This is a genomic window from Streptomyces sp. SID5469 (assembly GCF_009862865.1).
Lineage (GTDB): Bacteria > Actinomycetota > Actinomycetes > Streptomycetales > Streptomycetaceae > Streptomyces > Streptomyces avermitilis.
Genome location: NZ_WWIN01000001.1, coordinates 7,085,062 through 7,106,880, shown reverse-complemented (window position 1 = coordinate 7,106,880; position 21,819 = coordinate 7,085,062). Strand labels below are relative to the sequence as shown.

Genomic DNA, 21,819 nt, shown 5'->3' with positions numbered 1-21,819 from the left:
GAACCTGAAGAGGCGCGTGGCCGTGGTCACCGCACTCGCCCTCGTCGCCGCGCTCACCTACGTGCTGTGGCCGCGCTCCGAGTCCGTGCACGTCACCGCGTACTTCCCGCGCACCGTCGGCATCTACCCCGGCTCGGACGTCCGCGTCCTCGGCGTCCGGATCGGCGAGGTCGAGAAGATCACGCCGGAGGGCGACCGGGTGCGGGTGGAGCTGAAGTACGACGAAGGCCGCAGGGTGCCGGCGGACTCCAAGGCCGCCATCATCAACTCCTCGGTGGTCAGCGACCGTTACGTACAACTGCTGCCGGTGTACCGAAAGGGCCCGGTACTGCGGAACGGCGCCGTCATCCCCGAGTCGCGGACGGCCGTACCGGTCGAACTGGACCGCGTCTTCGGCAGCCTGCACACGACGGCCGACGCGCTCGGCCCCCAGGGCGCCAACAAGGACGGCTCGCTGTCGCGGCTGCTCGGGGTGAGCGCGGACAACCTCGACGGCCAGGGCGAGAACCTCAACCGGACGGTCGAGGACCTCTCGCAGGCCGTCACCACGCTGTCCGACGGCCGCAAGGACCTGTTCGGCACGGTGCGGAACCTACAGGTGTTCACGGCGGCGCTGTCCGCCGACGACAAGAGCGTGCGGTCGTTCAACACTGGCCTCGCCGAGGTCGCCGGACAGCTCGCGGGCGAGCGCAAGGACCTCGCGGACGCGCTCAAGAACCTGGGGACGGCGCTCGGTGACGTGTCCGCCTTCGTGAAGAACAACAAGAGGTCCCTGAACTCGAACGTGAAGGGCCTGAGCAAGGTGACCAAGGTGCTCGTCACCCAACGGGCCGCTCTGGCCGAGCTGTTGGAGGTGGCTCCCACCGGCCTGTCGAACCTGAACAACGCCTACAACCCGTCCGCGGGCACCCTCGACACCCGCAACAACGCCCAGCAGGCACAGGATCCGGCCGCGCTGATGTGCTCCGTACTGAAGACGACCGGCGACGAAGGCGGCAAGAACCCCGACTGCAAGGAGCTGAAGAAACTCTTCGACTCCCTGCCGAAGGTGCCTCAGGGCTCCGCGGTGACGGGAACGGTCGACCGCACGCTCGGCGGCATTCTGGGGGCGAGCGCATGAACGCACTGCGCAAGGTCGGGGCGGTGGCGTGGGCCGCGGTCGGCTCGCTGCTGCTGTCCGGCTGCGAGTTCAACGGCTGGTACGACGTCCAGCTGCCCGGCGGAGCCGCCGCGGACGGCCACGCGTACCACGTCACGGTCGAGTTCCGCGATGTCCTCGACCTGGTGCCGCAGTCGGCGGTGAAGGTCAACAACGTCACCGTGGGCGCGGTCGAGGAAGTGCAGCTGGACGGCTGGCACGCGCGCGTACGGCTGCGGGTCGCCGACTCGGTGAAGCTGCCCGCCAACGCGGTCGCGGAGCTGCGGCAGACCAGCATGCTCGGCGAGAAGTACGTCGCGCTCTCCACCCCGCCCGGCACGGCCCCCGTGGGCCGGCTCGGCGACGGCGACCGCATCCCGCTGTCCCGCAGCGGCCGCAACCCGGACATCGAGGAGGTGCTGTCCGCACTGTCCGCGCTGCTCAACGGCGGCGGAGTGGCCCAGCTCAAGACGATCACCGTGGAGCTGAACAAGGCCCTGGACGGCCGGGAGGACCGGGTCAGATCGCTGCTCAAGGAGCTGAACACCTTCATCGGTGGCCTGGACGGCCGGCGAAAAGACATCATCCACGCCCTCAAGGCCGTCGACCGGCTCGCGGGGCGGCTCGGCAAGGAGAAGAAGACGATCGCCCAGGCCGTCGACACGATGCCGCCCGCTCTGAAGGTCCTCGCCGACCAGCGGCGCGATCTGACCAGGATGCTCACCGCCCTGTCGAAGCTGGGCACAACGGGCACCAAGGTGGTCAACGCCTCTCACGACGACACGGTCGCGAACCTCAAACAGCTGCGGCCGATCCTGCAACAGCTGAACAAGGCGGGCGCCGATCTGCCCAACTCCCTCGAGCTGCTGACCACTTACCCGTTCCCGCGCAACGCGGTGGACGCCGTCAGGGGTGACTACGTCAACCTCGACATCACGGCCGACCTCGATCTGTCCGCCCTGTACAGGAACTTGGCGGGCGGATCCGACAAGTCCGGCGGCGGGAACGGCGAGTCCACGCAGCCCGAGACCCCCGATATACCCGACCTCCCGGACCTGCCGACCGTCCCGACCCCCACCGCGCTGCCCAGCGCACCGAGCCTGCCGTCGTCCCCCTCGATGCCGTCGGCCCCGTCGGGCGGCGGCGGTCCGTTGTGCCCGCCGGTGTGCACCAGCAGCTACACCACCCGAGGAGAGCCGCCCGAGGGGATCGACCTCGCGCTCGCAGAGCTGATGCTGAAGGGGGTTCAGCCGTGATCACACGTACGGTCAAGGCCCAGTTGCTCGCCTTCGCCACCGTCACCGCCGTCGGGGTCTCGTACGTCGGCGCCGAGTACACGGGCCTGGTGGACGACGTCCTGGGCCGCGGCTACACCGTGCGGGCGGACTTCGCCGACTCCGGGGGCATCTTCCCCGGCGCCGAGGTCACCTACCGCGGGGTGCCGGTGGGCCGCGTCGGCGCGCTGCGGCTGACCGGCTCCGACGGCGTCTCGGTCGCCCTCGACATCAAGGACGGCGTGCCGCGCATTCCTGCGGACACCCTGGCCGTGGTGGCGAACCGCTCGGCCGTGGGCGAGCAATACGTAGATCTACAGCCGCGAACTTCGCATGGCCCATATCTCCTCGACGGCAGCGCCATCCCGCGCGGCAGCACCCGCGTGCCGCTGCCCACCACGGACCTCGTCCTCAGCCTGGACCGGCTGGTCGACTCGGTCGGCAAGGACGACCTGCGGGTCACCGTCGACGAGCTGGGCAAGGCATTCTCCGGCACCGGCCCGAACCTGAGCCGGCTGGTGGACTCGGGCAACGCGCTCGTGGAGTCGGCCTCCGAGTCACTCCCCCAGACGATCTCGCTGATCGAGGACTCGCGAAAGGTCCTCAAGACACAGGCCGACCAGGGCTCGTCCATCAAGTCGTTCGCGCACGATCTGGCGGCGCTCAGCGCACAGCTGAAATCGAGCGACGGGGACCTGCGCAAACTGATCGGCAACGCGACGCCGGCCGCGCAACAGGTGAACTCCCTGCTGAAATCCACCGGCCCACGGCTGTCGGTCCTGCTGGCCAATCTGATCAGCGGCGGCCAGGTCACGCTGGCCCGCCTGCCCGGCGTGGAGCAGTCCCTGGTCACCTTCCCGGCGCTGGTCGCGGGCAGCTACACGGTCGTCCCGGGCGACGGCACCACCCACTTCGGCCTGGTGGTGAACGCCGACGACCCGCCGCCGTGCACCCAGGGATACGGGACAACACGGCGTGACCCCTCGGACACCAGCACACGCGAGGCGAACACCGACGCGCGCTGCACCGCCCCGCGCGGAAACAAGACGTCGGTGCGGGGCGCGCAGAACGCCCCCGGCGCGTCGACCACTTCCGGCGGTACGAACCAGGCGGCGTATGTCACGCCGTACGACCCGGAGACCGGCACCGCGACCGGCCCGGACGGAAGGCCCGTCGAGATCGGCTCGACGGGCGGCCAACAGGCCGTTTTCGGAAGGGAGTCATGGCAATGGCTACTCGTCGGACCGATGGCATGAGCAGAGCCATGAGAAGTGTCCTGTCGGGCAGGGCCTGGTCGGTGGGGCTCGTCGTGGCGACCGTCCTCGCCACCGCGCTGACGATCTGGCTGAGCTTCGGGCTCTACAACCAGCGCGAGGCGGAGCAGCGGCGCCAGGACCTCCTGGCCGCGGCCCGCCAGTCGGCGCTGAACTTCACCTCGCTCGACTACCGGCACTACGACCGGGACAGCGCGAACGTCCTCGAGGGCGCCACCGGCGACTTCAGGAAGCAGTTCGCCGCGCAGACGGAGGAGCTGACGCAGCTGGTCACCCAGAACAAGTCGGTCTCCGATGGCCAGGTTCTGGAGGCGGGCATCGTCCGGTCCGACGAGCACTCGGCCCGCGTCCTGGTGGTCGCCGACAGCAAGGTGACCAACACCGCCGCCCCCAAGGGCGAGGCGCGCACCTACCGCCTACAGCTCGACCTGGTGCAGCGAAACGGCCGCTGGCTGACCTCCGACGTCGAGTTCGTCGGCTGACCGCTCCCTCCCCCCCCCCCGCCATACGACCCATGAGGACATGAGGAGTAAGACCGTGGCGAAGACGACCACCCGAAGCCGCGGCTCCGGTGCCGGATCCGGCACCGGGCGCACCATGACCGCGGCCGCCCGCGCGGCGGCCAAGCGCGCGGAGCGCGGCCACCGCGAACCGGACCCGGCGTCCACCGACGAGGTGGCCCCGGGACGGCCCGAGGCACCGGCCGCCGGCCGCACCGTGCTCATCGAGGCCCCCGATGAGGACGGCTGGGACGACCCGCCCGAGCCCTCGCCTGAGTGCTTCGAGGAGGACCCAGCGCAGGAGGAGGGCGAGCCCGGCCGCGGTACGGCTACGCGGCACGGTCGGCGGCGGCTGCTCACCGCCGCCCTGTGTGTCCTGCTCCTGGCGGGTCTGGTCGCGGCCACCGTTCTCGGGTGGCGCTACCGGGAGGGCGTGCGGGCCGAACAGGCACGCGGTCAGGCACTCGCGGCCGCACGCCAGGCGGCGCCAGTCGTGCTGTCGTACGACTACAGGCACCTGGACCGCGACTTCGCCGCGGCCCGCGCCCGGCTCACCGGCCACTTCCGCGACGAGTACCGGAAGACCACCACGACGGTGGTCGGCCCGACGGCCAGGAAATACCACGGGGTGGTGAAGGCGACGGTGACGCAGCCCACCGGCGGCTCCCCGGCAGCCTCCGTGATCTCGGCCTCGGCGGACCGCGCCGTGGTCCTCCTCTTCGTCAACCAGGTGACCACGAGCACCCAGGTCTCGGGCTCCCGCGTGGACCTGAACCGGGTGCGGATGACGGTGGCCCTTACGTCCCACGGCTGGAGGGTGAGCGGGGTCGACGCGCTCTGACGCGGACGCCGCCTGGTCGGCGTAGGCGCGGGCATCGGCGTATTCGACGTAACGCTCCATAAGAGGCGGCCGCACCCCCGGCCGTACGGGATCACCAGGTGTGAGCCACGTCCACCACGAGATGGTTGGCCGTCTGGAAGACCCGGAACGGCAGCCGGGCGCGGACGCCCAGTCCGGCCTGGGTGTAGCCCTCGGAGCCACCTGTGAACTTGAACTCCCGGAAGGTCCGGTACCCGGTGACGTCGACGGAAGGAAGCGGCGGGTAGGGCTGTCCGGTCGCCGGGTCGTAGCGCGGGGAGAACAGCGAGATCTCCAGAATGGCTCCGCCCTTGATCGGAACCACGACGTCGCTCGGGTCCTGGTGCAGTACGTCGACGTAGCGGACCGTGTAGCCGATCGGGTCGGCCGCCGTGCCCTGGGCGTCGAAGACCAGACGGTCGAAGCACTCGTGCTGTCCGGCCCTCACGTCGGTCAGTCGCCTGGAGGCAGCGGAGTCACCGGTCTTGTCCAGGCTCCCCCACGTCACGGCGCAGTCCACGGCCGTCGGCGCGGCCACCGCCGGAACCGTGCCGGCCAACAGACCGCCGCCCGCCAGCATCATCGCGGCCAGTGCAGTACCTATCCGTCGCATGACTACCCCCGGTAGCTCGCGTAGGTGTGTGTCTGTTCAGACCGGCGGCCTTCCGGAAGGTTGTGCACAGTGGAGCAGCCCATTGCGGCGCAGGGGCCCGTCCAGCACCAACCGCCCCGTGAGACCTCAGCGCTTTCCGCGTGCGCAGCAAGGCCGACCGGTTACCGTCGGCCCGACCGCCGCACCACTCCTGTCGTTACGGCTTACGCGCAAGTCCACCGTGCTCGGCGATGACCTCCGGGACGCCCGAACCGGGCTCCGGACGCCACTCCGTCACCGAGACGACACCGGGCTCGACAAGCTCCAGACCGTCGAAGAACGCGGTGATCTCATCGATGGAGCGCAGGTTGTACGGAACGGCGCCGCTGTTGTTGTAGGCGTCCTGGGCCTGCTCGAAGACCGGGTCGATGCCACGCGACCCGTCGTTGATGGAGAGGTAACTGCCCGAGGGCAGGGCTTCCATCAGCCGGGTGACGATGGAACGGGCCTGATCGCAGTCGGCGACGTGACCCAGGATGTTGCTGAGGATGAGCGCGGTGGGACGACCGAAGTCCAGCGTCTCGGCGGCGACCTCGAGAATGTGCTCCGGGTCCGTCACGTTGGCGTCGATGTAGGCGGTCGCGCCCTCGTCCGTGGAGTAGAGCAGCGCACGGGCGTGGGCGAGCACCATCGGATCGTTGTCGACGTAGACGATCCGCGCCTCGGGAGCGAGCCCCTGGGCGACCTCGTGGGTGTTCTGCGCGGTCGGAAGGCCGGTGCCGACGTCCAGGAACTGCCGGATGCCCGCCTCGGAGACGAGATACGCGATGTTGCGACGCAGGAAGGCACGACTGGAGCGGGCGATGGTGACGATCCCGGGAAACACCTCGGTGTACGCGTCACCGGCCGCCTCGTCGACGGGGTAGTTGTCCTTGCCGCCGAGCCAGTAGTTCCAGATACGGGCGGAGTGCGGCACCGACGTGTCGATCTTCTGCTGCTTTGCCGGCTCGGGCGTCGTCACAGGGTCGCTCATGATTCGTGTACGTCCTTCAACCGGGGCGGGATCATTCGCCGCACATCCTACGATCGAACTCCCGTTTCTTACTTGCTAGTTCATGTCTTCCTCCCGACAGCTCGCCGCACCGGGAGCGCAGTTCGTTCGCGCCACCCGCAGCGACGGCGCACCGTTGCGGTACCTCTTCGCCCCTGAGCGGGAGTCGTTCGACGAGTTCATCGCCGACGGCGAGAGCTGGACCGTCCGCCAGGGAGGACACCCCATGGCCCTCTGGGACGCCATCGAGCGTGCCCTTGTCGCCCGGCAAGACAACGGCAGTCCAGGTATCGAGACTGTGCGGCTCCGAGTCACCGACAGATCGCACTTGTACTGGATCGACAGCAGCCCGTTGCTGCGCTGGGAGCATCGGCTCGCCTGAACCGCCGCCCTCCGAGGAAGCCGCCGCCCAGCTCGCCGGAAGGACGACGAACCGCTGTCACAGCGGGCCGCCTCCAGCCCCACGAGGCATGGCTCCTTTCATGGCTGTGGACGTAGCCGCGCAGCCCCGTTCGAACCAGTGCGAACCGGGGCCCAGCGAAGCCCGCCAACACCCAAAAAGGGCCTCTGACCTGTGTTTTCACTGGTCGGAAGCCCTAGGAGGCAGACGAGTCGGGCTGTACGCCGGGGAGAGCTACCGCAACGCTATGACCTGTGCAAACGCGCAGGAAGGACGCTTCCGTGGCTACCTTGATGGCTACGTAAAGAGACGCCCCCGCCCCCGAGCGGCCCGGACGGGGGCTTCGTCGTTCTCAGGGTTCAGACGGTCTGCTCGATGCGCTCGAAGATGTCCGAGTCAGTCTCCTGCTGCCAGGTCGGCAGGTCGGCCCAGTCGGCGACGTATCCGGGCTTCGGGTCCTCGAAATGCTTGAACATCTGGGCGGTCCAGGAGATCGCGACGAAGCGGCCCTTCTGCTCGCGGGTGAGCCGTGTGGCGTGCCCTTCGCTGATCCTGATGAAGTCGCGCACCTGTCCGTATACGGCGGCGGCAGCCTCGCGCTCCCACACGGGCGTCTCGTCCCACGGAGTGACATAGCCGGGCTTCGGCTCACCGGGGTAGTGCTTGTTCACACCGGCGATCCACGCCTCGCGGAAGATCCGACCGTCACTCATGCACGTGTCCCTCTCGTCATGCGGTGCGCGAAAGCGCCGCGATTCGGTGATCCAGATCCGAGACTCGACCATCGGACATGAGCGGGGCAAGACGCCCTCGAAGTCCGTCCAGCTTCTTTCCGACGAATCCCGAGTTCGACCGGTCGGCCAGGCCAAGTACTGCCTCCGCGTACTGCACGACCTGATCGACGTCACCCCGGTGGGCCCCGAGGACGGCAAGGTCGCTCAGTACGGCTGCGCGGCGGCGCAGGGACAGCGGTTGGGCGAGGGCTGCGGTGAGGGCATCTTCCGCGAGGTCGGGACGGCCGAGCTGGAGGTAGCAGGCCCCTCGTTCCTCGGGGAGGCGGGAACCGTCGAAGCGGAGCCAACCGCCGTTGTGGGAATGGCCGTCGAGGGAGTGCACCTTCTCGGCTTCGTCAAGCGCTCGGGCGCAGCCGTCGATGTCGCCCACGGCCGCGCACACCTGGGCCTGGACGGCGGCGACCCAGTGGCGGGTGGACAGTGCGCTGTCGCCCCGCCGGGCGATCCGGGAGGCCACCGCCAGCAGGGGCTGGGCAGCGGGCGCGCGGCGCGCGTACAGCTCGACGTAGGCGTGGCGGGTCATGGCACAGGCCCAGAGGTCGTGATCACCACCAGCATGGGCAGCGTTGGCAGCCAGCGTGTAGCACTGAGCGGCGTCGGTGTACCGGTTGGCGTCGAAGAAGAGTTCGCCGGCGAGCTGGTAGAGGTCGGCCGTCATCGTGCACAGCCGGGCCCGGTCCGCTGCGGTACGCGTCTCGGCCAGGCCCTTCGTCAGGACGTCAAGCTGCTTGTGGACCGCCGGGAAGACGGTCGGCTTTGAGTCCGAGAGGGTGAAGACCTGCCACAGGCTGCGGTGCAGCTCCTCCCCTGTCTCCAGGAGCGCCGCCACTGTGTGTCCTCGGGGGGCCTCGTCCGAACCGGGCAGCGTGACCAGCGCGCCCGTGACGGCGAGCAGGCCCAGGACATCGCGGCGCTTCATATCGTCATCATCACCGTCGAGGAGGGGCGGGGTGTCAGGAAGCACGGCGGTTTCGGCCGGCTGTTCTTCGAAGAGAAGCCCTTCCAGCTCGGAGAGGGTGGCTCCTAACAGGCTGGCGATCTTGAGCCGTTGGTGCGGTTGTTGGCACGGCCACTTTCCCAACGGACCACGGTGGACGCGGCCACCGTAAGCGCTTCTGCGAACTCCTCCTGAGAGTAACCCTTTGCCACCCGCCGCTCGGCAAAGCGCCTACGCCTTAAAGCCATTGGACTCCCCTCACGAAGAGCACCTTCCTCACTCGCAACACCCGATGCCCGGAAAACGCCTGGGCACTGCGCGGGGTCCGCTCTGGGAGACGGTAACGGATCGTCGTTCACTGGTAACACGCCGCTCGGAGGTTGAAGGACCCTCCGGGCGGCTCCCCTGAGGGCCGCGCCGTTGTCCGTCCTAGCGGCGGCCGGCTGCTGCCCCATCCGAGAGGAGCGACCGCGTGACAACCTCTGATCCGCCCCGCAGGAACCGTGTTGCTGACGGCCGTACGTATACGCCGCCGGAGCCCCAACCGGGGGCGCCGAGCCGGACTCTGCGGGTACGGGCGGCCAGCGGCTGGGAGAAGTTCATGCGCCGCAGCGAGACGCGGCAGGAAACGGACACGTGAACCCAGTCGGGCCCGACGGCTACGAGCAGCACCCGCTCCTGAACACGAACGTCCGCGACGTCGCCTCGCGCGGGGAGGGCGTTCTCGTCGCCGTCACGCACGAGCTCCACAGCCACGGCACTGTCCGGGTCGCGCGCATCCGGCCCGAGAGTGGCGTCGAGTGGACGACCGCAGCCGGCAACATCCAGGCGGCTCGCCTCTGAGGCGGTGTCCACGGATCGCCGTCCGCACCGTACCGGCGCGGGCGGAGAACAGTGCCGGATCCCTCCCCCACCCCCAGCTCAGGGAGTGCCAGGAGGAGAACAGCCAGCTCTGCCCCTCGTGGGGGCAGACGTTCAAGCCCCGCTCACCCCTATCAGGCCCTTGCCTGCGGAGACGTCCCGCGTCTGGGTGAGCGGCTTTTTTCACCACGCCACTTTCAACCCAAGGAGTCCCATGACCGCCTCCGTCGCGCTCCCCGCCCCCACGCGACCGTGGGGTGTGGGCCGACTCGCGCCCTACCCGACGACCATCCGCCAGCCCCACGCCACGGTCGCCATCGACCCCACGACGCAACTCGGGGTGTTCCGCGACCGCGCCGGCCAGGTAGTCGAGATGGGCAAGCACGGCACCAGCTCCGGAACTGAGACCTCCACGACGACGAACTCGGACTCCAAGAACGATCAGGGTCACGATCAGGACAGCAGCCAGGACTGATGACCATGACCGACGAGAGGCCGGTTCTGGTGGCCACCGAGGCGGACGACATCACCGCCGACATGGTGATCACCGAGCTCAACCGGCGCGATGTGCCGGTGGTCCGGTTCAACCTCGCCGACATCGGCGAGGGCCTCACGGTGTCGGCTCGGTTCGGCACCTGCCCGGCCCCTGTGGTCGGGCAGGTGCGCACCTCGTCGAGAACCGCCGACCTGACCCGCGTCCGATCGGTGTACTGGCGCCGCCCGGAGTGGCCTTCGTTCCCCCACCTGTCCCCGGACGACTCCCGTTTCGCGGCGGCGCAGGTCCGCTACGGGCTCGGGGGCACCCTCTACGCCTTGGACCACCCGCTCTGGGTCAACCACCCGTTACGCATCGCCGCGGCCGACTACAAACCCGCTCAGCTCGCCCTCGCCCAGCAGCTCGGCTTCACCATCCCGACCACCCTCGTCACCAACGACCCCGCCGAGGCACGCGAGTTCATCCGCACTCAAGGAGACGTGATCTTCAAGACGCTGCGGTGGACCCCGTACACGCGCGACGGCGTGCCGGTGACCGGTTGGGCCGACCCCGTCACCGCCGACGAGATCGACGACAACGTTCGCATCACCCCGCATCTGTTCCAGGCCCGCGTGGACAAGGTCACCGACCTCCGCGTCCTGATCGTGGGCCAGCACACCTTCGCCGTACGTATCGACTCCGAACTGCTGGACTGGCGCAGGGACTACAGCGTCCTGACGTACACCGTCGAACACCTCCCCGACAGCGTGGACAAGGCACTGCACGCCTACCTGGACCGCCTGGAGCTGGTATCGGGGAGCTTCGACCTCACGGTGGACCGGGCGGGGGTCTACTGGTGGCTGGAGCTGAATCCCAACGGGCAGTGGGGGTGGCTGGAGAAGGAGACCGGCCTCCCGATGTCCGCCGCCTTCGCCGACCTACTCGTGCAAGGAGACCGCCAATGACCGACCCGGCATCCGAGCGGCGCCGTATGGCGGCCGTGCTCTCGAACAAGGGCGTCCTGAAGTCCCCCTGGCTGCGCGGGGCCATCGAGACCATCCCCCGCGAGCAGTTCCTCCATCCTGGAGTCTTCCTCGACGAGGGGCGGACCTGGCGGCCCGTCACCGCCCTCGGCACCGCCCCGGACGAGTGGCTGAAGATCGCGTACAGCGTCGACACCCTCACCACCCAGCTGGATGGCCACCTCACCGCCGACCGGGCCGGCGGACCCGTCGTGGGCGTGCCCACGTCGTCCTCGACCGACCCGACCACCGTCATCGGCATGATCGAGGCCCTGGACCTCACGGCGGGACACCGCGTCCTGGAGATCGGCACGGGCACCGGTTACTCCACGGCCCTGATGTGCCACTACCTCGGCGAGGACAACGTCACCACGGTCGAAGTCGACCCGCAGGTGGCGGCACGCGCCGATGCCGCCCTGGAGTCCGTCGGCTACTCGACGTGGACGGTGACGGGCGACGGGCTTCTCGGCCATCCGCACCGGGCACCGTACGACCGGGTCATCGCCACCTGCGCGGTGCGTCGCATCCCCTACACATGGGTCCGGCAGACGAAGCCCGGTGGCATCGTCCTCAGCACGGTCGGCTCCTGGCCCTGGGGAACCGGTCTCGCAAAGGTCACCGTTTGCGATAACGGCACCGCCGAGGGCGCGATCATCGCACGCTCCTCCTTCATGCAGGCACGGTCCCAGGCAGTGACGCCCTTGGCCGGCGACCTCTCCGCCCGCACCGCCTACGCGGACAGTAGGCGGCCCGCGCTGGTGTCTCCCCTCGTCCTGGAGGAGTGGATGCCCGCGTTCCTCGCGCAGCTCGCCGCACCCGGTGCGCAGTTCGTCCGCGCCGCCCGCAGCGACGGCTCGCCCTTGCGGTACCTGTTCGATCCGGAGCGGGAATCGTTCGTCGAGTTCATCTCCGACGGCGAGAGCTGGACCGTCCGCCAGGGCGGCCCCGTGGCTCTGTGGGACGGCATCGAACGCTCCGTTGTCGCCTGGCAGGACGCCGGGGCTCCGGATATCGATGCGGTGCGACTCCGCGTCACCGACCAGTCCCACGAGTACTGGATCGACAGCTGCCCGTCGCTGCGCTTGGAACACCGGCTCGCCTGAACCGCTATCCTCCGAGGGAGCCGCCCCCAGCCCGTAGGTAGCACGATGGACGACGAACCGCTCTCCGAATGGGTCAAGCGCCGTGACATGAAGAGGGGACAGCTCCGCGCGGCCCCTCTCGTCCCTGGCAAAGGCCTACAGGGGGCGCATCTGAATCCTGACGCACCGCGCGTGATCGAGCGATGGAACGGGCACATCTGGGAGTTCCACGGCTTCGCGGTGAACCTCGCCGAGGCACAGCGCATCCTGTACCCCGATAACAAGGTCGCCCCAGCCTCGGGGTCGGCGCCGAAGCTCGGTCCCGGAACCGGCAGGCACCGGAAGCCTCAGGCCCCGCGATAGTCCCGGTAACGAGCTTCATCCGCAATCCAGAAAGATCCCCGACGCCACGAGGCATGGCTACCTTCGTGGCTACGTACGTCGTCGCACGGTCCCGTTTGAACCGGAGCGGACCAGAGTCCAGCGAGACCCGCCCATACATGGAAAAAGCCTCTGACCTGCGTTTCTACTGGTCAGAAGCCCTGAGGGGCAGACGAGTCGGGCTGTACGCCGGGTTCTGTCGCCCGGTCGCCTCGCGGCGGCCGGGGAGACGGCCATCCATCTAGGACCGGCGTTGCCACCGGTCTCGTGCGGTCTACCCGCGGACTCGGGCGGGCAGCCCTCGAACGTCCGCGCAGAGCCGCCTTTCACAGCGGCTCCTTTTGACCTTGCTCCGGGTGGGGTTTACCTAGCCGCCTGAGTCACCTCAGGCGCTGGTGGTCTCTTACACCACCGTTTCACCCTTACCCGGCGCCGAAGCGCCGGGCGGTCTGTTTTCTGTGGCACTGTCCCGCGGGTCACCCCGGGTGGCCGTTAGCCACCACCCTGCCCTGTGGAGCCCGGACGTTCCTCGGGGAGGTCCTCAAGGACCCCCACGCGGCCGTCCGCCCGGCTCGTCTGCCGTGTCGACCATGCTACCGGGCGCGCGACCCGCCTCGCGCCGGAGGTCGGTCCCGAGGTCGGTCCCGAGGCGGCCACCACAGCGGATGCCGGGGCGGATACGGGGGCGGATGCGGGGGCGGGGTCCGGTCGTGGACTCGTGGCCGCCGTGGCCAGGAACGACCCCAGGAGGATCAGGCCGAAGGCCGCCAGGATCCCGGCCGTCAGCGGCTCGTCCAGGAGCGCCACCCCGGCCGCCACCGCCACCGCCGGATTCACGTAGGTGAACACCATCGCCCTGGTCGGGCCCGCCTCGCGGATCAGTTCGAGGAAGACCACGAAGGCCAGGGCCGTGCAGATCACGCCCAGGCCCGCCAGCGAGGCCAGCACCGACGCGGAGGGGACCGCGGTCGGCCGGGTCAGAGCCGCCGCCGGCGCGTACACCAGCGCCGCCAGCACCAGGCACGGGGCTATCAGCTGGAGCGTCGGCACCGGCTTGAGGTACCTCGCGATGATCAGCGGCGCGGTCGCATAGCCCAGCACCGTCAGCAGCACCTCGGCCAGCGAACGGGCGTCACCGCCGGTCAGATGGGGGACGGTGAGCACCACGACGCCCGCCAGGCCCAGCGCAAGACCCGTCGTCCGGCGCGCCCCCAGCCGCTCCGTGTCGCCGAAGAAGCGGGCCAGCGGGATGCCCACGATCGGGACGCCCGCGATCAGCAGCCCCGCCGTGGAGCTGGAGAGATGGCGTTCGGCGTCCGTCAGCGTCCACCAGGGGCCGATGATCTCCACGACGGCGAAGGCCAGCATGGGCCGCCAGTGCGCCCGTACGACCCTGGTCAGTCCTCCTTGCCGTACGGCGAAGGGCAGGAGCAGGGCCGCGCCCAGGGCACAGCGCGTGAAGACGACCATCGACGGGGACATGTCGTCCACCGCCACTTTGATCATCAGATAGGGAATGCCCCAGAGGACTCCCATGAGGGAGAACAGGAACCAGCCGCGTGCAGTCATGCGGCGAGTGTCGGCCGCGTCAGCACCCCCTGTCTTGAACGCTGTTGCGGTACGCCGCCGGAGTCACCCCCAGCACTCGGCGGAACCAGCGGGTGAGGTGGGCCTGGTCGGCGAACCCCACCAGGCCGGCGACCTCGGCCGGTCGCAGCCCGGACTCCAGGAGCCCGCGGGCCCGGACCACGCGGTACTGGGCGAGCCAGGCGTACGGCGGTATCCCCATCGTCGTACGGAAGGCACGCAGCAGCTGGTAGCGGGACAGGCCCAGGTCGGCGGCGAGGTCGGCGAGGGAGGGCGGGGTGGTGAGTTCGTCGGCGAGGCGGTCGCGGACGGCGTGTGCGATGTGGCCCGCGCCGGGCACCGTGTCGCTGACCTGGCGGGCCGTGGAGTGGCGCCGGGCGAGCGCGGTGAGCAGCCACGGCAGCCGGGACTCGGCCTCCAACGGGTCGGGGCAGAGACTGAGTTCGGTGTGTGCGGCGCGCAGGGCGGCGGCCAGTTCCGGGTCGTCGAGGAGCGGCTCGCGGAAGTGCGGGAGGCCGCCCAGGGTGCCGTCGGTGAGCAGTGGGGTCTGTGCGTACAGGGCGCGGTAGGCGTAGCCGTCGCAGGCGCCGGGGCCGCCGGTGTGCATCTCGCCGGGGGCCAGTACGACGATGGAGCCGGGGCCGGTGCGGATGTGACCGCCGCGGTAGTCGATGATCTCGGAGCCGCCGACGCAGACGCCGATGGTGAACTCCTCGTGGGCGTGCGGGGCGTAGCGGTGTTGGTCGAAGCGTGCGGTCAGCAGGTCGAGCGGCGGCCCGCAGCGGCCGAGGTGCGCCCGGGTCCACAGGGCCTGCTCACGTGCGCTCACCTGGCGTCCTTCCTGTCCCACCCACGTGCATGTCGCACCTGCTGCAGGGGTGCAACGTCCGGAGGCCCTCGTTCCATGCCGCGGGATGTGGGCGGGCCGGCCGTGGTCAGGCAGGTGCGAAGCGCACCTTGGCCGTACCGGGGTCCGCCTGGGTGAGCCGCACCCGCAGCCGCTCCCCCAGCGGCAGCTTCGCAGTGCCGCCGTCGATACGCGCGACGACGGCCGGAGACTCCAACTGGACGGTGCCGACGGTGGGTTCGCGCTCCTTCACGTCGACCACGCAGCCGTCGAAGACGTCGCCGACGCGGTCCTTGAGCAGCGCGGCCTCGACGATGTCGACGCACTCCCGCTCGACGGTGGCGGCCCGGTGGCTGCCGTCGGCCATCTCCTTGGGCAGGTCGTCGAGGGCGGCCAGGACCCAGTCCGGCGGCGCCTGGCCCGCGACGGCCGCGAGGCAGATCTCGGACGCGTACCGGTCGGCGAGGCGGCGCAGCGGGGCGGTGCAGTGGGCGTAGGGCGCGGCGACGGCGGCGTGGGTGGTGATCGCGGGGAGCGCGCCGTCGCGGAAGGTGGTGTAGCCGGCGCCGCGCAGCAGCGTCGTGCACTCCAGGAGGAAGGCCGCGTGGTGCGGCAGCCGCGGGTCGAGGGAGCGGATGAGCCGCGCGTACGAGACGTGGTGCGGCCAGTCGACGCGCAGGGCGTGGGCGGTGCGGCGCAGCCGGCCGACCGCGCCGTCGGGGGCGGCCGGGAGTGTCCGCAGGATGCCGGTGCCGTGCGCGAGCATCAGCTCGGCGGCGGCCATCCCGGTGAGGAGGGAGATCTGTGCGTTCCAGCGGTCGGCGGGCAGCGGGGCGCGGTAGGCGAGTGCGTACGTGTGGTCGTGTTCGACGATCTCCTGCTCGGGCACGTCGAGGGAGATGCCGCCGCGTTCGATCTCGAGGTTCTCGCGCAGCCGTCCGATGTCCTCGAGCAGGGCGAGCGGTTCCTCGGCCGTCGCCGTGTCGATCTGCTTCTGTACGCCCTCGTAGTCGAGCTGGGCGCGGCTGCGGACGAGGGCGCGGCGGACGTCGACCGCCGCGGTACGGCCGTCCGCGTCGAGGTCGATCGTCCACAGGACGGCCGGGCAGGTCTGGTCCGGGAGCAGGCTCGCGGCGCCTTCGCCGAGCCGGGGCGGATGCAGCGGGACCTTCTCGTCCGGGAAGTAGAGGGTGTTCACCCGGCGGTGGGCCTCGGCGTCCAGGGCACCGCCGGGTACGACGAAGGCGGCGACGTCCGCGATGGCGTACCGCACCCGGAAGCCGCCGCCGTGCCGGGACAGGTGCATCGCCTGGTCGAGGTCGGTGGCGGTGGGCGGGTCGATGGTGAACAGGGGGATGTCGGTCGCGTCGTACGACGGCGGTACGGGGGCCGTAGCGGCCCGCTCCGCCTCGGCGAGCGCTTCCGGCGGGAAGGTCCCGGGCACCCCGAGTTCGGTGCGCAGCGCGCCGAGGGCGGCCCGCAGCGGGGCCTCGGGGGCGCCGGTGACGCGGATTTTGGCGGCGGGGCATTGGGTTCGAGCGTTTTGGCGGGGGCGGGTGGGGGCGGCACCCCGGGCCTCCGGCCGCCCGCCAGGGCCTCGGGCCGCCCGCCGGGACCTCCGGCCCGCCCGTCTGCGGCGCCGCCCGCCCGTCCGGGGCGCCGCCCCACCGGCGCGGGACCGCCTCCCCTCCCGGCGCGGGATGGCCGCCCTGGCAGGGGCCTCCGTCCCCGGAGCACCGGACCGCCACCGCCGGGCAGAGGACCTCGACCCCGGGGCACCGGGCCGCCACCCCCGGCACAAGACCTCGACCCCCGGCACCGGGCCGCCACCCCCGGCACAAGACCTCCAGCCCCGGAGCACCAGACCTCCACCCCCGGCAGAAGGCCTCCGCCCCCGCGTGCAAACCCGTCTCGACCGCACCCATTAATCTGGCGCAAGCCCCCGCACCACGCCCCGAGGAGAACCCGTGCTCGTCCTGCTGCCGCCCTCCGAAGGCAAGGCCGCCTCCGGCCGCGGCGCCCCGCTGAAGCCGGAGTCGCTGTCGCTGCCGTCGCTCGGCGCGGCGCGCGAGGCCGTGCTCGACGAACTGGTCGAGCTGTGCGCGGCGGACGAGGACAAGGCACGCGAGGTGCTCGGGCTGAGCGAGGGCCTGCGCGGCGAGGTCGCCAAGAACGCCGGCCTGCGCACGGCCGGGGCACGGCCCGCCGGGGAGATCTACACCGGCGTCCTGTACGACGCCCTGGACCTGGCCTCGCTGGACCCGGCGGCCAAGCGCCGCGCGGGCAGGTCGCTGCTCGTCTTCTCCGGCCTGTGGGGTGCCGTGCACATCGGCGACCGCATCCCCTCGTACCGCTGCTCGATGGGCGTGAAGCTGCCGGGACTCGGGGCGCTGGGCGCGCACTGGCGTACGCCGATGGAGTCGGCGCTTCCCGAGGCGGCCGGGGGCGGGCTGGTGCTCGACCTGCGTTCCGCCGCGTACGCGGCGGCGTGGAAGCCGAAGGGGGAGGTCGCGGGGCGGACGGCGACCGTGCGGGTGCTGCACTCCCAGATCGTGAACGGGGTGGAGAAGCGTTCAGTGGTCAGCCACTTCAACAAGGCGACGAAGGGGAAGATCGTCCGCTCCCTGCTCGCGGCCGGGACCGCCCCCAAGAACCCGGCGGAGCTGGTGGAGGCCCTGCGGGACCTCGGGTACGCGGTGGAGGCGCAGGCGCCCGCGAAGGCGGGGAAGGCCTGGGCGCTGGACGTGGTGGTGACGGAGATCCACTGACCCGCACCACCCACCGCTGCACCGCTGCACCGTTGCGCCGTTGCAGCATGTGCAACACCCTTTGCGCGTGCTGCACACCATGGGCAGGATGAGGCCATGACCTCACCGCTGCCTCCCGCCGAGCTGCCCTCCTCGCCGCGCGCGTCCGTGCTGGATCTCGCTCCCGTCGTGCCCGTGGTGGTCGTCGAGGACGCCGCCGACGCGGTACCGCTGGCCCGGGCGCTGGTCGCGGGCGGCCTGCCCGCGATCGAGGTGACGCTGCGGACCCCGGCGGCGCTGGACGCGATCCGGGCGGTCGCGGCGGAAGTCCCGGACGCGGTGGTCGGGGCGGGCACGGTGATCACGCCGACGCAGGTGGCGGACTGCGTGGCGGCGGGCGCCCGCTTCCTGGTCAGTCCCGGGTGGACGGAGGAACTGCTGGCGGCGATGCAGGGGTCCGGGCTGCCGTTCCTGCCGGGGGTGTCGACCACGTCGGAGGTCGTGGCGCTGCTGGAGCGGGGGGTGCGGGAGATGAAGTTCTTCCCGGCGCGGGCGGCGGGCGGTACGGACTATCTGCGGTCGCTGGCCGGGCCACTGCCCCAGGCGCGCTTCTGTCCGACGGGCGGGATCGCCCTCGCGTCCGCCCCCGCGTACCTGGCGCTGCCCAACGTCGGCTGCGTGGGCGGGAGTTGGATGCTGCCCGGGGACGCGGTGGCCGCGCGGGACTGGCTGCGGATCGAGGAACTGGCGCGCGAGGCGGCGGCACTGGGCCGCTGACCCGACGGAGACGGCACGCCCCGTCGGCCCAGCGGAAGCGCGACGCCCCCTCGGCCCAGCGGAAACGGCACGCCCCGCCGGCTCAGCGGAAGCGCGACGCCCCGCCGGCTCAGCGGAGGTGCGACGTGTCGTTCAGCAGACGCACGGACGCGTTTCCGTCCGCGTAGTACGCCACGGCCGAGACGGAGGCCGCCGACAGTTCCATCCGGAACAGGGACTGCGGGGGCGCGTCGAGGGCGAGTCGTACGAGGGTCTTGATCGGCGTGACGTGCGAGACGAGCAGGACCGTGCGGCCCGCGTACGCGGCGAGGAGCTTGTCGCGGGTGGTGGCGACGCGCCGGGCGACGGCGGCGAAGCTCTCCCCGCCGCCGGTGGGCTCGGCCTCCGGGTCGGCCAGCCAGGCGTTCATGTCCTCGGGGTGGCGCTCGCGCACCTCGCCGAAGGTCAGCCCCTCCCAGGCGCCGAAGTCGGTCTCGCGCAGCCCCTCCTCGACGCTCACCTCGATACCGAGGCGGGCGGCGACGATCCCGGCGGTCTCGCGGCAGCGGGCCAGCGGCGAGGACACGACGGCCTGGATGGTGCCGCGTGCGGCGAGGGCGGCACCGACGAGTTCGGCCTGCCGGCGGCCCACGTCGGAGAGGGCCGGATCACTGCCACCGCTCCCCGAGAACCGCTTCTGCGGCGTCAGCGGGGTCTCCCCGTGCCGCAACAGCACGAAGGTGGCGGGGGCGCCGAGGTCGGCGGGCGGGGACGCGACGTTGCGCGCGGCCCGCACGTCAGCATCGGCCGGCACGGAGGCAACATCGCGCGCGGCCCGCGCGCCGGTGTCGGCAGCGGTGCCGCCCGGTTCAGGGACCGCAGGGCTCGTCGCCACGCGTCCACCGGCCAGCGCCGCCCGAGCCCTGGCCGCGCCCGCCGCCGCGTCTCCGGGTGGCCCCGTCGGCTCGGGGGCCGCGGGGGCCGGCGTCCGGGCGGACAGTTCCGCGGTGGACGTCGACGGGGACCACCGCTCCCCCCGCTTGCCGGCGTCCATCGCCTCGTTCGCGAGCCGGTCGGCGTGCTTGTTCCGCTCGCGCGGAATCCACTCGTACGTGACCTGTGACGGCGGGAAGACCGCCGCCGCTTCCCTCGCCAGCGGCTTCATGTCGGGGTGCTTGATCTTCCATCGGCCCGACATCTGCTCGACCACGAGTTTGGAGTCCATGCGGACGCGGATCCGGGCGGCCGGGTCCAGGGCGCGGGCCGCCTTCAGCCCGGCCAGCAGCCCCCGGTACTCGGCCACGTTGTTCGTGGCGACGCCGATGTACTCGGCCGTCTCCGCCAGCGTCTCGCCCGTCGCCGCGTCGATCACCACGGCGCCGTAGCCCGCGGGCCCCGGGTTGCCCCGGGAACCGCCGTCGGCCTCGACGATGAACTCCCGCACCACGCAGTCCTCTTACAGACCGGAGTCGGACGTGCGCACCAGGATGCGGCGGCAGTTCTCGCAGCGGACGACGGTGTCACGCGGCGCGGACCGGACGTCGTTCAGCTCGGTGATGTTGAGCTCGATGTGGCAGCCCTCGCACCGGCGCTGGTAGAGGCGGGCCGCGCCGACGCCGCCCTGCTGAGCGCGCAGCTTGTCGTAGAGCTTCAGGAGATCGGCCGGGACCGAGGCCGAGATGACCTCGCGCTCCTTCGTCACCGAGGCCGCCTCGCCGTCCAGCGACTCGAACGCCGCGTCCCGGCGGGCCGTCGCGTCGTCGATCTTCGCCTGCACGGAGGAGACGCGCCCGGTCAGCTCGGCGACCCGCTCCTGCGCGGACTCGCGGCGCTCCATGATCTCCAGGACCACGTCCTCCAGGTCGCCCTGTCGCTTGGCGAGCGAGACGATCTCGCGCTGGAGGTTCTCCAGGTCCTTCGGGGAAGTGACGGCGCCGGAGTCGAGGCGCTGCTGGTCACGGACGGCGCGCTGGCGCACCTGGTCGACGTCCTGCTCGGCCTTGGTCTGCTCGCGGGAGGTGTCGCTCTCCTCGGTCTGAGCGGCCACCAGCAGGTCACGCAGCTGCGTGAGGTCCTTGTTCAGCGACTCGATCTCGGCGTGCTCGGGCAGCGACCTCCGCTTGTGGGCGAGCTGCTGGAGGCGGGCGTCGAGGGCCTGGACGTCGAGGAGTCGGATCTGGTCGGCGGGCGCGGCGTTCAGTTGGGGGCTCCAAGGGAATCAGTGGTGGTGGACGCCGCGTGGGCGGTCCAGGGGTCGGTGACCGTCTTCGACACATGGACCCGCAGGTCCCAGCCGTGGCGGTCGGAAATCTCGTCGAGCTGGGCGGCTGCCAGCTCGCACCAGGGCCATTCCGTGGCCCAGTGCGCCGCGTCGAGCAGCGCGAGAGGACTGTGGGCGCGGTCCGCCATGAATTCCGACGCCGGGTGGTGGCGCAGGTCCGCGGTGAGGAAGGCGTCGACGCCGGCCGCGCGTACGTCGTCGAAGAGGCTGTCGCCGGAGCCGCCGCTGACGGCGACCGTACGGACGAGGGCCTCGGGGTCGCCCGCGACGCGGATGCCCTGCGCGGTGGCGGGCAGCCGTGCGGCGGCGCGTGCGGCGAACTCGCGCACCGTCACCGGGTGGTCGAGTGCGCAGACGCGGCCGAGTCCCCGGCGGCCGTCGGGGTCGCCCGGGTCCGGCACGAGGGGCCGTACGACACGCAGGTCCAGCGCTCCGGCGAGGGCGTCACTGACTCCCGGGTCGGCGCGGTCGGCGTTGGTGTGGGCGACGTGCAGCGCGATGTCGTTCTTGATCAGGGTGTGCACGGCGCGGCCCTTGAAGGTGGACGCCGCGACCGTCGTCGTACCGCGCAGATAGAGCGGGTGGTGGGTGACGAGCAGGTCGGCACCCAGGTGCACCGCCTCGTCGACGATCTCCCGAACGGGGTCGACGGCGAACAGGACCCGCGCGACCTCCTGGTCGGGGTCGCCCACGACGGTGCCGACCGCGTCCCAGGACTCGGCCCACTCGGCGGGCCACAGGTTCTCGAGCGCGGCGATGACTTCAGACAGACGGGGCACGGGGAAAGGCTACCTGCCCTGCGCCCCTGTCCCGCCGGTCGCGGGTGCATCGACCCGGCTCACCGGCCCGGCACCCGCCGCCGAAGGCCCCGGAGGGCGTGTGAACCGCACCGGGGCGAGCTCGGAACGCGTCGCACGCTCCCCGTCGAGCACACCCGCCCCCGTTTCCACAGGCGAATCGC

Annotated in this window: 23 protein-coding genes, 1 other RNA gene and 1 pseudogene; 13 read left to right on the top strand and 12 right to left on the bottom strand. The window is 71.1% G+C overall.

Annotated elements, in window-relative coordinates:
- Window positions 1–16 precede the first annotated feature (16 nt).
- The 5 genes from GTY58_RS30740 to GTY58_RS30720 are packed head-to-tail and all read left to right on the top strand — an operon-like array spanning window position 17 to window position 5,027.
- Window positions 17–1,120 (top strand): MCE family protein, encoded by a 1,104-nt coding sequence (locus GTY58_RS30740; protein WP_037645800.1) that lies wholly within the window; start codon window positions 17–19, stop codon window positions 1,118–1,120.
- Window positions 1,117–2,394: an MCE family protein gene (locus GTY58_RS30735; RefSeq protein ID WP_010987297.1), complete on the top strand. Its 1,278-nt coding sequence runs from the start codon at window positions 1,117–1,119 to the stop codon at window positions 2,392–2,394. Before GTY58_RS30740 ends, GTY58_RS30735 begins: the two co-directional genes overlap by 4 nt.
- On the top strand, window positions 2,391–3,668 hold the full coding sequence (locus GTY58_RS30730; protein ID WP_010987296.1) for an MlaD family protein: 1,278 nt from the start codon (window positions 2,391–2,393) through the stop codon (window positions 3,666–3,668). The genes GTY58_RS30735 and GTY58_RS30730 overlap by 4 nt, the downstream gene beginning before the upstream one ends.
- Window positions 3,669–3,676: 8 nt before the next feature.
- Window positions 3,677–4,168, top strand: a complete 492-nt coding sequence (locus GTY58_RS30725; protein ID WP_107083252.1) for a hypothetical protein — start codon at window positions 3,677–3,679, stop codon at window positions 4,166–4,168.
- Between the two features lie 55 nt (window positions 4,169–4,223).
- Complete coding sequence (locus GTY58_RS30720) at window positions 4,224–5,027, top strand: hypothetical protein (RefSeq protein WP_037645599.1); 804 nt, start codon at window positions 4,224–4,226, stop codon at window positions 5,025–5,027.
- 91 nt (window positions 5,028–5,118) lie between these two features.
- Here GTY58_RS30720 and GTY58_RS30715 read toward each other — a convergent pair whose 3' ends face one another.
- Together GTY58_RS30715 and GTY58_RS30710 are read right to left on the bottom strand one after the other, a co-directional pair.
- Window positions 5,119–5,625 (bottom strand): hypothetical protein, encoded by a 507-nt coding sequence (locus tag GTY58_RS30715; RefSeq protein WP_037645797.1) that lies wholly within the window; start codon window positions 5,623–5,625, stop codon window positions 5,119–5,121.
- A 229-nt stretch (window positions 5,626–5,854) separates the two neighbouring features.
- Window positions 5,855–6,670: an SAM-dependent methyltransferase gene (locus GTY58_RS30710; protein WP_010987292.1), complete on the bottom strand. Its 816-nt coding sequence runs from the start codon at window positions 6,668–6,670 to the stop codon at window positions 5,855–5,857.
- A gap of 82 nt (window positions 6,671–6,752) precedes the next feature.
- Between GTY58_RS30710 and GTY58_RS30705 the strand changes: the two genes are divergently transcribed.
- Entirely contained in the window at window positions 6,753–7,070 is a 318-nt protein-coding gene (locus tag GTY58_RS30705) for a hypothetical protein (protein WP_010987291.1), read from the top strand.
- A 377-nt stretch (window positions 7,071–7,447) separates the two neighbouring features.
- Here the strand turns inward: GTY58_RS30705 and GTY58_RS30700 are convergent, their stop codons facing one another.
- From GTY58_RS30700 to GTY58_RS41015, 3 genes are all read right to left on the bottom strand, one after another.
- Complete coding sequence (locus GTY58_RS30700; protein ID WP_010987290.1) at window positions 7,448–7,801, bottom strand: hypothetical protein; 354 nt, start codon at window positions 7,799–7,801, stop codon at window positions 7,448–7,450.
- A 16-nt stretch (window positions 7,802–7,817) separates the two neighbouring features.
- Window positions 7,818–8,801 (bottom strand): hypothetical protein, encoded by a 984-nt coding sequence (locus tag GTY58_RS30695; protein WP_237528918.1) that lies wholly within the window; start codon window positions 8,799–8,801, stop codon window positions 7,818–7,820.
- A gap of 104 nt (window positions 8,802–8,905) precedes the next feature.
- Window positions 8,906–9,067 carry a helix-turn-helix transcriptional regulator gene (locus GTY58_RS41015; RefSeq protein ID WP_237528916.1) on the bottom strand — a complete coding sequence of 54 codons (162 nt, stop codon included), beginning with the start codon at window positions 9,065–9,067 and terminating at the stop codon, window positions 8,906–8,908.
- Window positions 9,068–9,455: 388 nt separating this feature from the next.
- Here GTY58_RS41015 and GTY58_RS30690 point away from each other — a divergent pair, with 388 nt between their 5' ends.
- The 5 genes from GTY58_RS30690 to GTY58_RS41010 all read left to right on the top strand — a co-directional run bounded on the left by GTY58_RS30690 (window position 9,456) and on the right by GTY58_RS41010 (window position 12,622).
- Entirely contained in the window at window positions 9,456–9,662 is a 207-nt protein-coding gene (locus tag GTY58_RS30690) for a hypothetical protein (protein WP_010987288.1), read from the top strand.
- Window positions 9,663–9,894: 232 nt separating this feature from the next.
- Window positions 9,895–10,155, top strand: a complete 261-nt coding sequence (gene tgmA, locus GTY58_RS30685; protein ID WP_010987287.1) for a putative ATP-grasp-modified RiPP — start codon at window positions 9,895–9,897, stop codon at window positions 10,153–10,155.
- A gap of 5 nt (window positions 10,156–10,160) precedes the next feature.
- Window positions 10,161–11,120: an ATP-grasp ribosomal peptide maturase gene (gene tgmB, locus GTY58_RS30680; protein WP_037645792.1), complete on the top strand. Its 960-nt coding sequence runs from the start codon at window positions 10,161–10,163 to the stop codon at window positions 11,118–11,120.
- Entirely contained in the window at window positions 11,117–12,280 is a 1,164-nt protein-coding gene (tgmC, locus tag GTY58_RS30675; protein WP_010987285.1) for an ATP-grasp peptide maturase system methyltransferase, read from the top strand. The genes tgmB and tgmC overlap by 4 nt, the downstream gene beginning before the upstream one ends.
- A gap of 45 nt (window positions 12,281–12,325) precedes the next feature.
- On the top strand, window positions 12,326–12,622 hold the full coding sequence (locus tag GTY58_RS41010; RefSeq protein WP_037645591.1) for a DUF6087 family protein: 297 nt from the start codon (window positions 12,326–12,328) through the stop codon (window positions 12,620–12,622).
- 187 nt (window positions 12,623–12,809) lie between these two features.
- Here GTY58_RS41010 and rnpB read toward each other — a convergent pair.
- The 4 genes and pseudogenes from rnpB to GTY58_RS30655 all read right to left on the bottom strand — a co-directional run bounded on the left by rnpB (window position 12,810) and on the right by GTY58_RS30655 (window position 16,587).
- Window positions 12,810–13,215, bottom strand: an RNA gene (gene rnpB / locus GTY58_RS30670) — RNase P RNA component class A.
- A gap of 214 nt (window positions 13,216–13,429) precedes the next feature.
- Window positions 13,430–14,146: pseudogene (locus GTY58_RS30665) on the bottom strand (DMT family transporter); the annotation flags it as partial.
- An 82-nt stretch (window positions 14,147–14,228) separates the two neighbouring features.
- Window positions 14,229–15,056: an AraC family transcriptional regulator gene (locus GTY58_RS30660; RefSeq protein WP_037645590.1), complete on the bottom strand. Its 828-nt coding sequence runs from the start codon at window positions 15,054–15,056 to the stop codon at window positions 14,229–14,231.
- Between the two features lie 106 nt (window positions 15,057–15,162).
- Window positions 15,163–16,587: an RNB domain-containing ribonuclease gene (locus GTY58_RS30655; protein ID WP_042494581.1), complete on the bottom strand. Its 1,425-nt coding sequence runs from the start codon at window positions 16,585–16,587 to the stop codon at window positions 15,163–15,165.
- A gap of 454 nt (window positions 16,588–17,041) precedes the next feature.
- Between GTY58_RS30655 and yaaA the strand changes: the two genes are divergently transcribed.
- Together yaaA and eda are read left to right on the top strand one after the other, a co-directional pair.
- Window positions 17,042–17,842, top strand: coding sequence for a peroxide stress protein YaaA (gene yaaA / locus GTY58_RS30650; protein WP_010987281.1), 801 nt, complete (start codon window positions 17,042–17,044; stop codon window positions 17,840–17,842).
- A 96-nt stretch (window positions 17,843–17,938) separates the two neighbouring features.
- Window positions 17,939–18,598, top strand: coding sequence for a bifunctional 4-hydroxy-2-oxoglutarate aldolase/2-dehydro-3-deoxy-phosphogluconate aldolase (gene eda / locus GTY58_RS30645; RefSeq protein ID WP_010987280.1), 660 nt, complete (start codon window positions 17,939–17,941; stop codon window positions 18,596–18,598).
- Window positions 18,599–18,707: 109 nt separating this feature from the next.
- Here the strand turns inward: eda and GTY58_RS30640 are convergent, their stop codons facing one another.
- From GTY58_RS30640 to GTY58_RS30630, 3 genes are read right to left on the bottom strand one after another with little or no spacing between them, the layout of a single operon-like run.
- On the bottom strand, window positions 18,708–20,021 hold the full coding sequence (locus GTY58_RS30640; RefSeq protein ID WP_037645584.1) for a bifunctional RNase H/acid phosphatase: 1,314 nt from the start codon (window positions 20,019–20,021) through the stop codon (window positions 18,708–18,710).
- 12 nt (window positions 20,022–20,033) lie between these two features.
- Window positions 20,034–20,777: a C4-type zinc ribbon domain-containing protein gene (locus GTY58_RS41740; protein ID WP_062804698.1), complete on the bottom strand. Its 744-nt coding sequence runs from the start codon at window positions 20,775–20,777 to the stop codon at window positions 20,034–20,036.
- Window positions 20,774–21,637, bottom strand: coding sequence for a Nif3-like dinuclear metal center hexameric protein (locus GTY58_RS30630; protein ID WP_010987277.1), 864 nt, complete (start codon window positions 21,635–21,637; stop codon window positions 20,774–20,776). Before GTY58_RS30630 ends, GTY58_RS41740 begins: the two co-directional genes overlap by 4 nt.
- Window positions 21,638–21,819: the final 182 nt, after the last annotated feature.

What these genes read in the sequence shown, in the direction of transcription:
- GTY58_RS30695 (WP_237528918.1), bottom strand. Translation starts at nt 8,801, where the DNA reads ATGAAGCGCCGCGATGTCCTGGGCCTGCTCGCCGTCACGGGCGCGCTG.
- tgmA (WP_010987287.1), top strand. Translation starts at nt 9,895, where the DNA reads ATGACCGCCTCCGTCGCGCTCCCCGCCCCCACGCGACCGTGGGGTGTG.
- GTY58_RS30710 (WP_010987292.1), bottom strand. Translation starts at nt 6,670, where the DNA reads ATGAGCGACCCTGTGACGACGCCCGAGCCGGCAAAGCAGCAGAAGATC.
- GTY58_RS30735 (WP_010987297.1), top strand. Translation starts at nt 1,117, where the DNA reads ATGAACGCACTGCGCAAGGTCGGGGCGGTGGCGTGGGCCGCGGTCGGC.
- eda (WP_010987280.1), top strand. Translation starts at nt 17,939, where the DNA reads ATGACCTCACCGCTGCCTCCCGCCGAGCTGCCCTCCTCGCCGCGCGCG.
- GTY58_RS41010 (WP_037645591.1), top strand. Translation starts at nt 12,326, where the DNA reads ATGGACGACGAACCGCTCTCCGAATGGGTCAAGCGCCGTGACATGAAG.
- tgmC (WP_010987285.1), top strand. Translation starts at nt 11,117, where the DNA reads ATGACCGACCCGGCATCCGAGCGGCGCCGTATGGCGGCCGTGCTCTCG.
- GTY58_RS41015 (WP_237528916.1), bottom strand. Translation starts at nt 9,067, where the DNA reads ATGGCTTTAAGGCGTAGGCGCTTTGCCGAGCGGCGGGTGGCAAAGGGT.
- tgmB (WP_037645792.1), top strand. Translation starts at nt 10,161, where the DNA reads ATGACCGACGAGAGGCCGGTTCTGGTGGCCACCGAGGCGGACGACATC.
- GTY58_RS30715 (WP_037645797.1), bottom strand. Translation starts at nt 5,625, where the DNA reads ATGCTGGCGGGCGGCGGTCTGTTGGCCGGCACGGTTCCGGCGGTGGCC.
- GTY58_RS30725 (WP_107083252.1), top strand. Translation starts at nt 3,677, where the DNA reads ATGAGAAGTGTCCTGTCGGGCAGGGCCTGGTCGGTGGGGCTCGTCGTG.
- GTY58_RS30705 (WP_010987291.1), top strand. Translation starts at nt 6,753, where the DNA reads ATGTCTTCCTCCCGACAGCTCGCCGCACCGGGAGCGCAGTTCGTTCGC.
- GTY58_RS30700 (WP_010987290.1), bottom strand. Translation starts at nt 7,801, where the DNA reads ATGAGTGACGGTCGGATCTTCCGCGAGGCGTGGATCGCCGGTGTGAAC.